Source organism: Bacillus sp. N5-665, from assembly GCF_022637375.2.
GTDB classification, from domain to species: Bacteria; Bacillota; Bacilli; order Bacillales; family Bacillaceae_G; genus Bacillus_A; species Bacillus_A wiedmannii.
This window is the reverse complement of record NZ_CP093325.1, coordinates 3,973,588-3,990,718: the sequence shown is the minus strand read 5'-3', so window position 1 is coordinate 3,990,718 and position 17,131 is coordinate 3,973,588. Positions and strand designations below refer to the sequence as shown.

General features: G+C 37.1%; 4 protein-coding genes. 2 read left to right on the top strand and 2 right to left on the bottom strand.

Features of this window, described 5'->3' with window-relative positions:
• Positions 1-76: 76 nt before the first annotated feature.
• Positions 77-15,109, bottom strand: coding sequence for a DUF11 domain-containing protein (locus MNO09_RS22970; protein ID WP_241950057.1), 15,033 nt, complete (start codon positions 15,107-15,109; stop codon positions 77-79).
• Between the two features lie 122 nt (positions 15,110-15,231).
• Between MNO09_RS22970 and MNO09_RS22965 the strand changes: the two genes are divergently transcribed.
• Positions 15,232-16,092, top strand: coding sequence for a GNAT family N-acetyltransferase (locus MNO09_RS22965; RefSeq protein WP_088106981.1), 861 nt, complete (start codon positions 15,232-15,234; stop codon positions 16,090-16,092).
• 33 nt (positions 16,093-16,125) lie between these two features.
• On the opposite strand, the gene MNO09_RS22960 is transcribed toward MNO09_RS22965, so the two are convergent.
• Positions 16,126-16,686, bottom strand: a complete 561-nt coding sequence (locus tag MNO09_RS22960) for a cysteine hydrolase family protein (protein WP_000806341.1) — start codon at positions 16,684-16,686, stop codon at positions 16,126-16,128.
• A 182-nt stretch (positions 16,687-16,868) separates the two neighbouring features.
• On the opposite strand from MNO09_RS22960, the gene MNO09_RS22955 reads away from it, so the two are divergent.
• Positions 16,869-17,129: a DUF6123 family protein gene (locus tag MNO09_RS22955; RefSeq protein ID WP_001195212.1), complete on the top strand. Its 261-nt coding sequence runs from the start codon at positions 16,869-16,871 to the stop codon at positions 17,127-17,129.
• The last annotated feature ends 2 nt before the right edge of the window (positions 17,130-17,131 follow it).

Genomic DNA, 17,131 nt, shown 5'->3' with positions numbered 1-17,131 from the left:
TAGGTAGTACGATAAAGGGAATAAAAAAGAGATTGTAATTTGGTTTCAACCAAACTACAATCTCTTTTTGTTTAAATTAACGCCACCAAATCCAAGTCCAAAAGTAATTTCGTATATTTCGAGGGGTAATGCGTATAAAACGTTCGCCGTCAAAGAAACAATTGAAATTTGGAAGTGTTTCATCAGGATTTTTTGGAATAAAGGTGACGATATTTTCGTTGCTTGTAACGGTTACTGTAATTGGTGGATTGGTAGGCGAGACTTGAAGTTGTAATGAAATATTGGCCGTATTTTTAAATTCATTATTAACAGGCGGACTTATCACTTGTACTGTGAATAAGACGATAATTGTTTCATTTGGTTCCAAATTAGTAGCGACTAGGAAACCGATATTTGGATTCGCTAGTGGAGAGCGTTCCCCATTAATAAAGACCGTTCCGTTCATAAATTGTAAACCTGCTGGAATGGTATCTTGTAACGAAACATTTGAAAGTGAAATATCAGAAGTATTCGTAATACGCACCGTATAATCAAAATACTGTTTTAAATAAGCCGAGCTGACGGAAGCGTTTTTCGTGACTGTTGTCGTTATAAATTGAACTGGTATACGAACGGTATTTGAATTAACAATAAAAGTAATAATTGGGTCTTGTGGTGTCAATTGGAAAGCTGCTGTAACTGTTGCGGAATTGACAATTGTATTGTTTGAAGGAATAGAAGTGACGAGAACTTTAAATGTTATCGTTGATACTCCACCTGCAGGTAAAGCGCCGATATTAATACCAGTGTCTGGACGAACATTTGGAACCGGAGTACCGTTAATTGTTACGCTGTTTTCTATAAATGTTGTACCAACTGGAATGATATCTAGGATAGAAGTACTGATTGTAGGAATTGGTGAATGATTTATTACTTCTAATGTGAAAGTTATGGTCTCTCCTGTTGTTACGATAGATTTATCAGCTGTCTTTTCAATGCGAACCATCGGATCAACTACTGTTGTTGTAACGGTATTTGTTTGCTTTGTAATTGTAATAGGCGGTTCATTCGGATCAATGGTAACAGTATAGGAAACAGAAGCATCGTTATTGATTGCAGATTGAAGAGTTGAAGAAGATATTGTTACTTGGAAAGTAATGATAGCAGATTCATTAGGAACAAGGTTTCCTAATGAAATACCAATTTCAGGATTTGCATTAGGCTGATTGATTCCGTTAATTGTAACGCTGCCCGTAACGAAGGCTGTATCTACTGGTACGGTGTCTATGACAAGAAGATCTTCAATCGTTACATTACCGCTATTCGTAATTGTGATTGTATACGTTACAGTTTGACCGGGTAAGGCATTCGTTACATCAACAGACTTAATAGCAAAGACATTATCATTTTGGACAGTTGTTGTGACGGTATTGGTTGTAGTGGTATTCGTAACGGGTACGTTATTTGGATGGACTATATAGTTAAAGGTAGTAATTGCTTTGTTGTTGAGTTCATTTGGTGTTGGGATAGAAGTCACAGATACTTGGAATGAAGCACTAGCATCTCCGCCAACAGTTATAGTACCAATTGGTATGCCGTTTACTGGATTAACTCCCGGAAGAGCTTCTCCGTTTACAATAACGCTATTTTCTATAAACGTAGTACCTTGAGGAATAATATCTTGAATGATTACATCATTTGCTGCAACATTACCAGTTTGATTGAGTGTAATTGTATACGTTAATGTGTCACCGACTGTTGCAAATGCACGGTCAACTGCTTTATTACTATTCAAATTCGCATGATTAATTGTTGTTACGGCAGCTGATGAAATAATAGTTTCTGTAATAGGTGGTCGATTCGGTAACGTGTATTGGTATTTAATTGTACTCGTGTTAGAGATTGGATTGGTTTGCGGAATCGAAGTAACCCGTACTTGAAATAGAATAGTTGCTGTCGTACTAGGCGGAATGTTATCAAGTTGTATCCCGTTAAGTGGATTGTCATTTGGACGAGCGGTGCCATTCACAATAACACTGTTCTCTATAAAGCTCGTATTTGCTGGGATGATATCAGTAACATGAATGTTTTCTACTTGTATATTTCCATTGTTTGTGATGGAAATTGTGTAAGGGATGATAGTTTGTAGGTCAGCGTATTGGATAGGCGTTGTTTTTGTTGCAATTACATTAGCAGAAATAACTTCAGTGAAGGTAATATTACTAGTCGATACTTGTTCTTCCCCATTAATTGTATAACGAGAAGTGGATTGATTTTGAATACGACCGCTAGCTGGAAGAGCTAACACAGTAACGGAAAACGTGACTGGGATAGAAATGTTAGGAGCAATCGTTCCTACAAGTATACCAATACTTGGATTCGCGTTAAGCTGAGGAATATTATTTACTAAAACGCTACCGTCTATAAAGGTTGTTCCAACAGGAATATTGTCTGTAAATACAACAGCAGTAGCATCTGTATTTCCTATATTCGTTAAAGTTGTTGTATAAGTTAAAATGTCGCCAATCGTTACAGAAGTCGAATTAACAGTTTTCAGTGAAACGATATCAGCATCATTAATTTGGGCGAAAGTAGTATTGGAAGTAGTAGATTTTTGAATTGGTGCAAAGTCAGGATTGAAAATAAAGTCGTAGACGATGTTTGCAGTATTAGGCGTTGGATTTAAAGCTGGTAAATTCGTAACGGAAACTTGGAACGTTATTATAGTCGCTTGCCCTGACGCAATATTAGGAATGAAAAAGCCGATATTCGGATCTGCTGCAGGAAGTACAGTGTTGTTAACTGTTACACTTCCCGGAATAAATACTGTTCCATCTTCTATAGTATCTGTAAAAAAGATGGAGTTAGTTGTAGTAGATCCGTTATTTTGAATGAATACTGTATATTCAATGGTGTCATCAATATTAGCTAATACTTTATTAACGGATTTTGTAGCGATAAGAATCACATCAATAAATTGTATATTTGTAGTATTGGAAGAGGTCGTTTCTGAAATTGGTGGTGCGCTTTGTTCCGGTTGATATTCATAGTGTATAACAGCGATATTATTAATATTATTTTGTGCAGGTATAGAGACTACGTTTACTTGGAACGTAACAATAATCGTATTATTTGGAAGGATAATACCAAGATTGATACCGGTAATTGGATTTTCGTTAGGTCTTGGTATGCCATCTACAAGGATGCTATTTGGAGCGAATGTGGTGCCAGCAGCAATTGCGTCAATTAGGAGAGTATTTGTAATAGGTACTGTACCAGCGTTTGTAACTGCGACTGTATAGGTGATGATTTGACCGATACGTGTAATAGATCTGTTAGCAGATTTAATTGCACTAACATTTGCCGTCCGCACTTCAGTATTTACTGCATTTGATAATGATCTACGCTGAATAATCGGAGAACTGGGGTCAATTTGGTATTCATACGAAGTGTCTGAAATGTTAATGACTGTGTTGCCCTCTGGTATATTTGTAAGTTGTATTTGGAATGAAATAGTGATTGTTTCATCTGGTTGTATCGTACCAAGAGTTACTCCATTTTGAGGATTTGCACCAGGCTGAATCACATTATTTATTGATAAGCTATCTTCAATGAATATAGTACCTTCTGGAATGTTGTCAATGAACACCGTATTGTTCGCTGGAACAGTTCCTATATTTTGTAGTGTATTTGTGTAGGTAATAGTTTGCCCAATGGCTACGAAAGTAACATCCGCCTGTTTAACAGAAATAATATTTGCATTTTGAAGTGATGTTGTAACGATATTAGAATTTGCAGAGCGATTCACTGGTGGTGCTGTAGGAATACTTACATATTGGTAATTTACAGATGATTGATTTACAATTTCGGTTGCAGTTGGTGGATTATTTGTTTGTACTTGAAATAGTATTGTTTTGGAACTGTTGGGTGGAATCGTTCCAATTGGAATTCCGTTTTCTGGATTTACACCTGGTTGAAGTACACCGTTAATTGTGACACTGTCGGGAACGAATGTAGTCCCAGCTGGAATAGAATCTGTAAAAATAATATTTATTGCGTCAACGTTGCCGATATTTTTCACTTCAGAAATATAAAGTATAGTTCCGCCAATATCTACAGTTATTGGATTGGACGTTTTTGTAACTGTCAATTGTGCTTGCACGAAATTTGTAATGACAATATTACTTGTAGATGTTTCAGTAATAGGCGGTTGTCCTGGGTCTGGTTGAATTGTATATGTTGTAATAGATTGATTTGTAATCGATTGTTGTGAGAATGAATCGTTAATAAGAATTTGGAACGAAATAAGGTGAGTAGCGTTTGCTACTAGGTTAGGCAAAGTAACACCTGCATTTGGATTTGCACCAAGTATAGCTGTTCCGTTAAGTGTAAAACTATTTTCTACGAATGTAGTCCCTTCTGGAAGCGTATCTGAAAATATGAGATTAGTAGCTGGAATATTTCCGGTATTTTCTAGCGTTATCGTATAGGTCAAAATGTCACCGGTTGTTGCTTGTTGTGCATTGACAGCTTTTAAAGAAAGAACATTCGCATCCGAAATTTGTGTGAAAGTTGGATTAGATGTAATTGTTCGAGAGATGATAGGAGCAGTTGGATCGGCGATAAAAGTATAGTCAATACGGGCTATATTAGAAATTAGATTCACGCTTGGAATGGATTGAACGATAACTTGGAATGTGACGGTGACGATTTCTGAAGGTGCAATGGCGTTTAAGGAGATTCCTACGTTTGGATCAGCACCCGGAGCTGAAACGCCATTTATGGTTACGCTATTCGGAATAAGTGCAGTTCCTTCTGGGACCAAATCTGTTAAAGTAACTGTATTTGCAGTTGTATTTCCGTTATTTTGAACGACTACCGTGTAAGTGATTGTACCGTCAGTAGATTGTACGAGAGAATCTGTATTTTTAATTACAGATAGCGATGCATCAACGACAGCTGTATTTACCGTATTAGATGAAGATGTTGCTGTAACTGGAGGTTGACTTGGGTCGACAATGTAAGTGTAACTTGTAAGTGCTTGATTTATAATTGCTCCTTGCGGTGGAATAGAACTTGCAAGAAATTGGAACGTAATAGTAGCAGAATTACCTGGTGCGATAATACCAACTGGAATACCGAGAGTTGGACTTGCATCTGGAAGTGAAATCCCGTTAAGCGTGACACTATTTGGAACAAATAATGCCCCTTCAGGAACTCCGTTAATGAGTAATACAGAATTTGCAGGGAAGTTTCCAGTATTCGTTAATGTTGCTGTATACGTAATGATATCTCCGATAGATACGATTGTACGATTTGCTTCTAAAACAGTTGTAACAGTCGCGTTATTAATTTGTGTGGAAGCACTATTAGAAGTTATTGTGCCTGTAACAGGAGGAGAGGCTGGATTAACTATAAATTCGTATTGAATAGATGCAACGTTTGTAATTGGATTCGAAGGTGGAGTAGATGTAACTATGACTTGGAAAGTGACAGTTAAGGAACTACCCGCGTTAACGGTTCCGATAGTAACTCCGTTATTTGGATTTGCACCTAGAATGGTACTTCCATTTACAGTAAAACTATTTTCAACAAAAGTTGTTCCTGCTGGAATCGGATCTGAGAAATTTACATTCGTAGCGTTTGTATTGCCACTATTTTGAATTAAAACTGTATAAGTGATCATGTCGCCGATGTTTGCAAAGGCAGTATTAGCAGTTTTTACAGCTGAAAGTATTGCTGAATTAATAGAAGTAACGAAGACGTTCGTTTCCACATTGCCAGGCTGAGCCTGTAATGCATTTCCTACGTTATATTGGAAGTTCACAAATCCTAAGTTTTGGAGTTCAGGTGTGAACGTTGTTGGGTTGCTTACGATTTGAACTTGGAATATGATTGTTACAGTTTGATTTGGAATGATCGTATTTATGCCAATACCGTCAATGATAGAAGCAGATGCTAATGGAGTGCCATCAACAATAACTGATCCTGCAACAAATTGTGTCCACGATGGTATCGGGTCTGAGAAAATAACGTTATTAGCAGGAATATTTCCTGTATTCGTAATCGTAGTTGTATACGTAATCGTATCACCAATCGTTGCAAAAGCTTTATCTCCGATTTTAGTGGTAGTTAAAATAGCACTTTCAATTGTTGTTGTAACACTATTTGAAGTAATGTTTTTTGAAACAGGAGGATTAGCTGGATTGACGATATGTTGGAAACTAACACTAGCTTCATTGGCAATTGGATTTATAGGCGGAATTTCATCGGCACTAATATGAAATGTTACGATGACAGACTGGTTTGGCGCGATATCACCAATTGGAACGCCTGTAATTAGGTCTGCATTTGGGATGGTAGTTTCGTTAAGTGTAAAACTATTCGGTTCAAAGGAAGTTCCGTCTGGAATTAGGTCGGTAAAAATAACATTCGTCGCACTAACATTTCCACTATTTGTAATCGTAACTGAGTAGACAATATCTTGCCCAATATCTACTGTTTCCACATTTGAATTTTTTTGTGCAGTAAGGATAGCGCTATTAACTTGTGTTGTCGTTGTATTAGATTGATTAGAAGTTGAAATGAACGGCTGATCTGGATCAACAATATAACGGTAAGTGGTAAGAGCCGAATTAGAAATAGGATTGTTGATTGGGAGGGTTGAAACGATGGCTTGGAATGTGACAATCGATGTGTTTCCACCATTAATTGAACCGATATTTACACCAGTAGATAAATCAGCGTTTGGAATGGTTTGCCCATTAACTGTGAAACTGTTTGGAACGAAACTTAAATTGCTATCAAGTATATCGATAACGGTAACATCAGTTGCAGCCACATTCCCGGTATTAGGGAGGTTAAGTGTAAATGTTATTGTATTACCAACATCCGCAAAAGTAAGGTTTGCTATTTTTGTACTAATAATAGTTGCATTGTTTATTTGAAGAAGCGTAGTGTTAGAACTAGCTGTACTTGAAGCGGGAGGATTAACAGGATCAACAGTAAACTCATACGTCGTTGATGCTGTATTTGGTGCAGGATTAATAGGTGGGATGCTGTTAACCGTAACTTGAAATACAATACTATATATTTCATTTGGTGGAAGTGTTGCAAGTAATACACCTGTATTTGGATTCGCGCCAGGTTGTAAAACACCATCAACAGTTAATGTGTTAGGAACAAATGTGAGTCCGCTCGGTAATACATCTGTGAATACAATGTTGGCTGCATCTGTATTTCCTATATTCGAAATAGAAGTAGTGTAAAAAGCAGTTTGCCCGACGTCTATAAAGGATACACTTTCGTTTTTCGTCATGGATAATATAGCTTCTTTAATTTGCGTTGAAACAGGATTGCTAATTGAAGTTTCTGCATCAGGCGGTGAGACTAATTGATACGATGTTGATGAGAAATTTACAACTGGGTTTTCGGCTGGTAATGACGTTACAGTAACTTGGAATGAAACAGTTACTGTAGACCCAGCTGTTATAGGCCCAATATTTACACCGTTCGATGGGTCCGCACCACTTTGAGAAACCCCGTTAATAGAAAATGAGTTTGCAATAAATGTAGTTCCGCTCGGCATTGTATCTGAGAAAATAACATTTTGTGCGGACGAGTTTCCATTGTTTGTTAAAGTAACAGTATAGGTGAGTGTATCTCCAATACGACTAAAGGATTTATCGACTTGTTTTAATGAAAGAATGGTAGCTGTGTTAATTGTAGTGAACACTGTATTTGAAGTAACATTCCTTGAAACAATAGGGGCATTAGGGTCAGCGATAAATGTGTAAGAAGCACTAGCCGAATTGGCAATAGGATTTTGAACAGGAGTAGAAGTAGCGGTAACTTGAAATGCTATTGCTATTGAGCTGTTAGGAGCAATTGATCCAATTGTAATACCTGTATTAGGATTAAGACCAAGTTGTGTGATGCCATTTATTGTGACACTATCCGAAACGAAAGTTGTACCGTCTGGAATAAGGTCAGTGAACGTAATATTCGTAGCATTTGTATTCCCACTATTCGTTAAAAGTGTCGTATAGGTAATAGTATCACCTAGTGTTACAAGTGTTTGATCGACTGATTTAATCATCGTAATCATAGCATCTAATAAAGGGGTTGTAACAATATTCGTTGAAGTAGAAGTAGTAGCAGGAGCTCCGTTTGGATCAACAGTGTAAGAGTATAAAATCGTATCGTTACCCATAATCGAGCTTGAAGGGGGAACAGAAATAACATTTACTTGGAAAGTAACAGTTACTGTTTCACCTGGAGCGATATTTGGTATAGTTACTCCAAGTGCTGGTTGTGTACCAAGCTGTTGGATGCCATTTACTGTGACCGAATCTGGTACGAAAGTAGTGCTAGGAGGAATGGCACTTGTAAAAGTTATATTTGTAGCAGGTGTATTTCCTGTATTCGTAATCGTAGTTGTATACGTAAGTGTATCACCGACGGAAATAATAGATTTATCAACAGTTTTTGTCGTATTTAATATTGCACTATTAATTGTTGTTGAAACTGCATTAGATACATTCGTTTGTGATACGGCAGGTTGGCTAGGATCGACCACATGTTCAAATTGCACAGAACTAAAATTCGAAATTGGATTTATACTCGGAATGTTTGTAACAAGTACGTTTATCGTAATAGCAACGGTACTACCAGGGTTTATATTTCCAATTTGAATCCCGTTAGCTGGATTCCCAATTTGTTGAGTGCCTAATTCGTTTATAAGAGTTCCGGAAATAAATGTTGTGCCTTCAGGTAAAATATCAGTAAATATCACATTTTGTGATGCTACATTTCCAGGATTACTTAATGAAATTGTATAAGAAAGTGTATCCCCAATTGTTGCGAAATTTTTATCTACAGATTTAACGAGTGCAACTTCTCCAGAATTTATTTGTGTCGAAACAGGATTAGATGTTGTACTTCGTGAAACAAGTGGTAAATTAGGTCCTGTCATAAATTGATAATTAATAGAAGCTCCGTTTACAACTGGTGAGTTTGGTCCTCCAGGTCCGATTGTAAAAATAGGACTTGGGATGCTAACTACTTGCACGCGGAAGGTGACGTTTGTAAAATCTCCTGCAATAATATCCCCAATTGGTATTCCGTTTGCTGGATTTACCCCAGGTAATAAAACCCCACCTACTCGAACGCTATCTTCTATAAATACTGTATTGTTTGGAATCGGATCTGTAAAAATGATATTCGTAGCAGTCGTGTTCCCGATATTTTCTAATAAAACCGTATACGTTAAAAATGAATTTCCAGGTGCGATGTCAGAAAATAGACGATCTACACTTTTCGTTGCTTGAATAATTGCTTCGTTAATTTGTACTAAAGTTGGATTACTTGTAGCTGTTTCTGTCACTGGCGGCTGGGTAGGATCCACAATGATAGAATATGTCGTGCTGGATTGATTCAACGTTGGATTTGTAGCTGGTATTGAGCCGACGATCGCTTGAAAACTAATTGTTGTCGTTCCTCCAACTGGAATTGCGTCTAAAGAAATTCCGCTATCTGGTCTAAAGCCGAGTTGTGGGATAGTGTTAATTTGAACGCTATCAGGCACGAATGAAAGTTCAGGTGGTAATATATCGATAAAAACAGGTGTGTTCGCGGTAGTATTTCCGCTATTAGTGAGCGTAGTTGTATACGTAATTGTATCTCCAACAGCGGCAAATGCACTGCTCGCAGTTTTTGTTGCGATAACGGAGGCAGTATTTACTTGTGTAAAAGTTGTATTGGATTGAACTGTTCGTGAAACAGGCGGCTCATTAATATCAACAATAAAGCTATATTGAAGCGATGATTTGTTAGGAATTGGATTAGGGTTTGGAAGAGTTGTAATATTTACTTGAAAACTAAGTGTAACCGATGCATTTGAATTCAAGTTACCAATAGTAATACCGTTTTGTGGATTTGCATTTGGGATGGTTACACCATTTATTTTAAAGCTATTTGGGACAAAAGCGGTACCGTTTGGAATTGTATCTGTAAATACAACGTTATTAGCAGTAGTATTTCCGGTATTTGTAACAACTGAAGTGAATGTAATTGTATCTCCAATTGTAGCAAAAGTTGTACTAGCATTTTTATTTATTACTAAAGTAGCATCAACAATCGGTGTAACTGTCGTGTTTGTTACGGTACTACCAACAGCTGGTGTTTCAGTTGGATTCACTGCATATTCGTAGTTTACAAGAGCATTATTCGTTAAAGTTCCACTAGGTGGAATAGCGAGGATTTTCACTTGGAATGTAATGAAAGTAGTGCCTCCGGGTGAAATATCGTCTAAATGAATACCTAATGACGGGTCTAATCCAGGTTGGGAAACGTTATTTATCGTAACGGAATCTGGGATGAAGGATGCGCCTGGTCCAAGTCCATCTGTTAAAACTGTAGCACTAGCAGGGATATTTCCTGTGTTCGTAACTGCAATCGTATAAGTAACGATATCTCCAATTGCAGCATTCGGTGTGTTCACTGATTTTGTAGCGATAATCGTAGCGTTATTAATTTGAGTTGTTATTACGTTACTTAGCACATTAGAGGGTGTAGGAGGTAAGTTAGGATTTACGACATATTGGTACGTTGTGTTACTTTGGTTCGGGATAGGGTTCGGATTCGGAATGGAATTTACTTGCACTTGGAACGAAATTATCGTATTTACATTCGAATTTATTGGATCAATTGCTATGCCATTAGCGGGATTTGCATTAGAGAGTGGAGTACCATTTACTGTTACACTATTTGGAATAAAAGACGTCCCGCTTGGGATAGCATCTGTAAATACTATATTTGATGCAAGTGTGTTCCCATTATTCGTTAAAGTAGTCGTATACGTAATAATATCATTTACGTTCGCAAACTGTTTATCAGCAGATTTTGTAGCGGTAATCGAGGCGTTATTAATAGTTGTCTGTACAGTGTTAGATGCCACCATTTGCATGACAGTTGGTTTGGATGGATCGTACGTGTATTGGAATGTAGTGCTTGATTGATTTGTAATTGGATTTGTACTAGGGATAGTTGGTACAAAAACTTGGAATGCAACAGTACGTGATGAATTTGCTCCTATCGTACCAATAAGAATGCCGTTAGCAGGATTTGCATTGGCTATAGGGACACCGTTAATCGTTACAGTATTAGGAAGGAAGATGGTACCAACTGGAATAATATCTGTAAACGTTACATTGGAGGCAGGTATATTGCCGTTATTACTTAAAACTGTTGCATAAGTTATGACATCGCCAACATCAGCGAAATTTGTACTTGTTAGTTTCGTAGCAACAATATTAGCGGTATTAATTTGTGTCGTTACTATATTGCTAGTAGCATTTCTAACAACAGCAGGTAAATTTGGATCTGCGATAAAGCTATATTGAAGTGCAGCACTGTTTTGAACTGGATTTGGTGTAGGTAAACTATTTGCACTAATTTGGAAAACAATTGTTGTAATGCCGCCTGCTGGAATCGTACCAACTTGAAGACCAACACTTGGATCTGCACCTAGTTGTAAAGCACCGCCTATAAAAATACTATTTGGTACAAGAGTCGTACCAGGAGGGAGTATATCGGTAACGACTACGGTATTTGCTGAAGTATTTCCAGGGTTAGCTAAGGCAATTGTATAAGTGATTGGTTGCCCAACATCGGCGATAGTTAAATCTACATCCTTGAAAATAATTACATTTGCTAAATTAATTTGTGTACTTACAGTATTACTTAAAGATGTTTCTATAGTTGGTGGATCGCCCGGATTTAGAATGAAACTATACTGTGTACTAGATGAATTTAATGTTGGATTTTGCGCTGGTAAAGAGGTGACAGTTACTTGATAAGAAACAGTAATTTCACCGTTAGCAGGAATGGAAGGTAACGGAACGCCGATGTTCGGATCTGCATTATTTTGTAGCACACCATTAATAAGGAAAGTGTTTGGAATAAAGGTAGTGCCATCTGGATTTGTATCTACGAAAGTTGGACTATCAGCAGTAACGCTTCCTGCATTCGTTAAAAGAATGGTATAAGTTAATACATCCCCAACAGTAGCAAACGCTTGATCCACTGTTTTTGCTGAAATGACATTTGCGTCATTTACTTGAGTAAATGTAGTGGTTGAAGTTGTGTTCTTACTTACAGGGGAAGCATTTGGATCCACGATAAAGTTATAGGAAATAGAAGCGCTATTTGAAATAGGGTTTGGATTTGGGATGCTAGTTATTAATACTTGGAATGAAGCAGTAATTGTAGTATTAGCATTGATGCTACCCATATTGATGCTAGCTGGTGTAACACCTGGCTGAGCAACATTGTTAACTATAACACTGTCTGGCACAAAGGCAGTACCATTCGCAATTGAATCGGATAGTACTACATTGTTCGCCGCAACATTTCCATCGTTTGTAAGAGCAAAGGTATAAGTTAATACATCTCCAACTTCCGCAAATGTTTTATCTACAGATTTAGTAGCTTGAAGATTTGCTAGTCTAATTGTTGATGTAACAGAATTAGAATTTGCTGTTTTTGAAGTTGGTGGCAGACTTGGATTTACACTATATAGATAAGAAACGAAAGCATTATTAATGATAGGATTTTGGGCGGTAATATTGATGACTGTTACTTGGAAAGAAAGTGTAAAAGTAGCTCCGCCAGGAATTGTGCCGATAGGTAAAGCAACGAGAGAATCTACATTTTGCAAAACTCCGTTTAGTGTTACAGTACCAGGAGTCAATATCGTTCCATTTGGAAGTGGATCTGTTAGTTGCACGTTAGTTGCAGCTGTATTTCCACTGTTTGTAATGAGGATTGTATAACTTATCGTTGCGCCAATTGTGGCAAATTGTTTATTTGTTGATTTTGTTAATGTTAAATTCGCATTGTTAATTTGAGTGGAAACGAGATTAGAAGAAATGTTTTTTGTAGTGGGTGATTGGCTAGGATTGACGGTATATTGATAAGAAGCGCTGGATCCATTAGATACGACATTTGACGCGGGTATTGTGTTTACTACTACTTGAAATGAAACATTTTTTGTTGTACCAGTTGGAATAGATCCTATATTCACACCAGTAGAGGGATTTGCTCCAACTTGTGTCATGCCATCTATCGTTAAACTGTTTAGAACAAAAGTTGTGCCAGTGGGAATGACATCTGTAAAAATAACGTTGTTCGCATTCGTATTACCTGTACCTGTAAAGGCAACAGTGTAAGTCAGTGTATCGCCAATATCTGCATAGTTTTTATCTACTGCTTTTGCCATAGTTACAGTAGCGTTATTCACTTGAGTAGATACGATATTGGTCGTATCAGTCCCACTTACTGCTGGTTGATTTGGTACAGGAATGTATTGATATGTTGTTGTGCCACTATTTAATATTGGATTTGTTTGGGGAATAGAAGGAACGAATACTTGAAATGAAACAGTAGTCGTAGAATTAGCAGCAATGGTTCCAATGGATATACCATTAGCGGGATTCGCTCCAGCTTGAGTGACGCCGTTAACAGTTACACTCCCTGGAATGAAAGTAGTCCCGCTAGGAATCGGATCCGTATATATAACGTTCGTTGCTGCAATATTTCCTATATTAGCTAAGGCGATGCTGTAAGTTAACGTTTCGCCAATATCGGTAAAGATCTTGTTAACTGATTTTGAGCCATTAATATCTGCGAGGTTAATTTGTGTTCCTGCAGAGTTGCTTGTTGCAAGGCCATTAAAAGTCGTTCCACCGGCAATTGGTGTATATTGAAATGTAATATTAGCAGTGTTAGAGATAGGGTTTTGGTTTGGAAGAGAAACGACAGTAGCTTGAAAAGTTACTGTACGAGAAGAATTATTATTAATGGTTCCAAGAGATATACCAGCAGCCGGATTTGCATTTGTTTGTGGTACGTTATCTACCGTGACAGTGCCAGGTATAAAGGAAGTGCCGTTAGGGAGTATGTCTGTAAAAGTAACGTTATTAGCAGGAAGAAGACCGGTGTTAGGGATAGTAACGGTATAAGTGAGAATATCTCCAATTGCAGCGACGCTTTTATTCACGCTTTTCGTTGCTTGTATATTTGGTGAGTTTATATTAATTTGTAACCCGACTGTATTTAACATATATGCATCTCCGTTAGTTGTTAAACGGATTGCGGCGGACACTTGAGAATTTGTTAAATAAGGAGAAATATCAATAGAAGTAATGTCCCAGCCTTGCCTTCCTGCGGAGATATTTGTGCTTGTAGAAGCACTTTGATTTCGTGTTCCAAATGTCCCAGTTGTATCTAAATTTCCGGCAGCATTATTCACTTGAGAACCGAAGAAATTATTTACAGCATTATTTGGCCCAGATAATGCATTTAATGAACTGAAATTTGGTCCAAATAATGCTTGATCCCCAGTTAAATCAGCATCTCCTTCAGTAGAACTTATAAATAATCTCCCGCTTACAGGTCCTCCGGCAGGTGTTAAAAACCCTGAGACAGATACATCTGCACTACCAGTTTCTACAGAAACGCGGTTACCAGCTACGTAAATTGTTAAATTTCTTGCGGGTAAGGAACCGTTTTGATAAGCGACAATGAGCGTCCATCCAGAAGAATTGATAGCTCCGTTAGAAGCATCTAAAGGATCAACAAGTCCAGGGACAGAACCGGTTGTATAAGAGCCAGATCCTACAGCTTGAACGAGGGATGTTACATCTGCGGAACGCGTATAAAATCCAAATGTGACAGATCCAGAAACGAATGTTTGATTAGAAGCTGTAACAGCTGAAGGGGTAATTGAGTATGTTGACACAGGTGTTGTAAAAGAAACGGGGTTTCCTAAAACACTTGTAATATTTTGATCACGAGATAAGTAGTTGCCACCCCAAACAAGTTCTGCGTAAAGAATCGTACTACCAGCAGGGATATTTAAAAGAGCGGTAGAACTATTTTGTGTATAGTTTAATGTTGTACCAGCAGGAAAAGTCGTTACTTGTAAAGCGGTATTCGTAGTTACGAATGCCCCAATTGCCCCGATTGTACCAGCACGGTTTTGATTACTAATTTTACTTAACCCGAGTGTATTACCTGTAATTGCGAGTGCACCGTTAGTGGTGGTAGAAAATCGATTCGTAATGGGCATGTTGTCACCTCATTTACAATATAGTCTTGGTCAAAATAGAATATGTGTGTGACAGATAAAGTGAAACATGTACAAGTTGATTTGATAATAATGATTTAAATGTCTAGATAAGGGGATGAAGTATGCTTGAATTGGAAATTAAGGTGGAGCGTCTTAGGGACGAACAAATAGGCGATATTGTAGCATTATCTTCTTATATTGGGTGGGATTATAACAAAGAAGAAATTGAGACTATTTTTGATTCAGGTATTATATACGGTGTGTGGAATAAGAGAAAGGAACTTATTGCGAGCTCGGCAATTATATTATATGGGGAGAAATTAGCGTCTATCGGAATGGTCATTGTACATCCGAATTATAAGAGAAGTGGGATTGGAAAGGTGATAACGAATGCATGTATTAAGAGCGTATCGGCTCAAACCTCAATTATGCTTATTGCTACGGATGAAGGAAAGCCGTTATATGAAAAACTAGGATTTAGGGCAGTAAGCTATGTTTCTAAATACATATGTAACTCGTACAATGTGAATAATTATTGTGTAGGAAATGAAGATTATATGATGAAGTATGAAGAGTGTGATTTAGAAGAAATAATAAAATTAGATGAAAATGCGTTTGGAACAAATAGAAAAGCATTTTTAACGAAAAGAATTATACAAAGTGAACAGTGCATCGTTGTAAAGGACAACAAACAAAATGTATTAGGTTACGGTTTAAGTATACAAACATCAGAAAATAAAATAATAGGACCAGTCGTCGCGAAAAATGATGCGATGGCAATGAGGATTGTACATGATTTAGCAAGGCAGCATCATGGTAAATTAAGAATTGATGTACCAGAAGGAAAGAGAGGTTTCATGAAAGAATTAGAGATTATTGGTTTTCAAAAGGTTAATACACCACCAATTATGATGAAAAATAGCGATGAATTATTAAAAAGGAGTAATGATCTGTATAGTATTGCAGCGCAAATTTTTGGATAAAAAAGAATCCTTCTGATGAAGGATTCTTTTTTATTAATTACGATATTGGTCGTGAGTTGGTTGAAAAAGGTCTTCCTCGACATCTCTAACCATTGAAAAATGATCAACGTTATAATGTCCATGTAGAGTTTTATTATGATGACCAATAATTTGCTCTGCAGATAATACGTTAGAATCAGTTGTGGAATGACCGTTTTTAATTAATGTAACATCAAATCCTTGTACAGTAGCTGTTCTAACTGCGGTGTCGATGCAATGTTCTGTTTTACATCCACCGATAACGATATGATTAATTTTTTCTTCTTTTAAAAGTTCAAGTAGAGAAGTGCCATAGAATGAGTTTGTAGCTGCTTTATTAATAAGGATTGCAGACTGAGGTACTTTAATTTCATTATGTACTTCAAATCCTTCTCCACTACCAGAAGCAACATCGATATCTCTTACGAAAATAATAAGGGCATTTGCATCTATCGCTTTCTGTACGGCTGTATTTAGTGTAGATAGTAACTCGGTTTTACGAAAAACTTCTTTTTCTTGTTCATTTCCATCCATTAATTCTTGCTGCGCATCGATAATTAATAGTGCTTGTTTCATCGTGTCTCCCCTTTAATATGAAATAAGTTCCACTATACATATTCATTCATATTGCAAGGAAATCCTCTATTGTCTATGCAGTAGACGATAGATTTACAAAGTTGTCAAAGAAATTTCATTCTCATAGCGTGTAAAAACATGTATGATAGGAGATGGAGAATTTTTGAGTAGGTGGGAATAACATGCAAACAGTAGAAGATTATCTTTCATTCTTACATACGAAAGGATTTAAATTATCAGAGGAAGCACAAGGATTTATTATGTTCGGACAAGGATATACTGGTGCATCTGATGGAATTGTGAACGCGGCAATAGAAGCGACAATTAAACATCAATTACAGTTTGATGGAAGTTATTTTGTTGCGTTATTAGAACGATTGAAAGAAGAAGAAATTACAGATAAAAAAAGCGCTAAGGCTTTTATGCGGAAGTTACAAGCGTAACT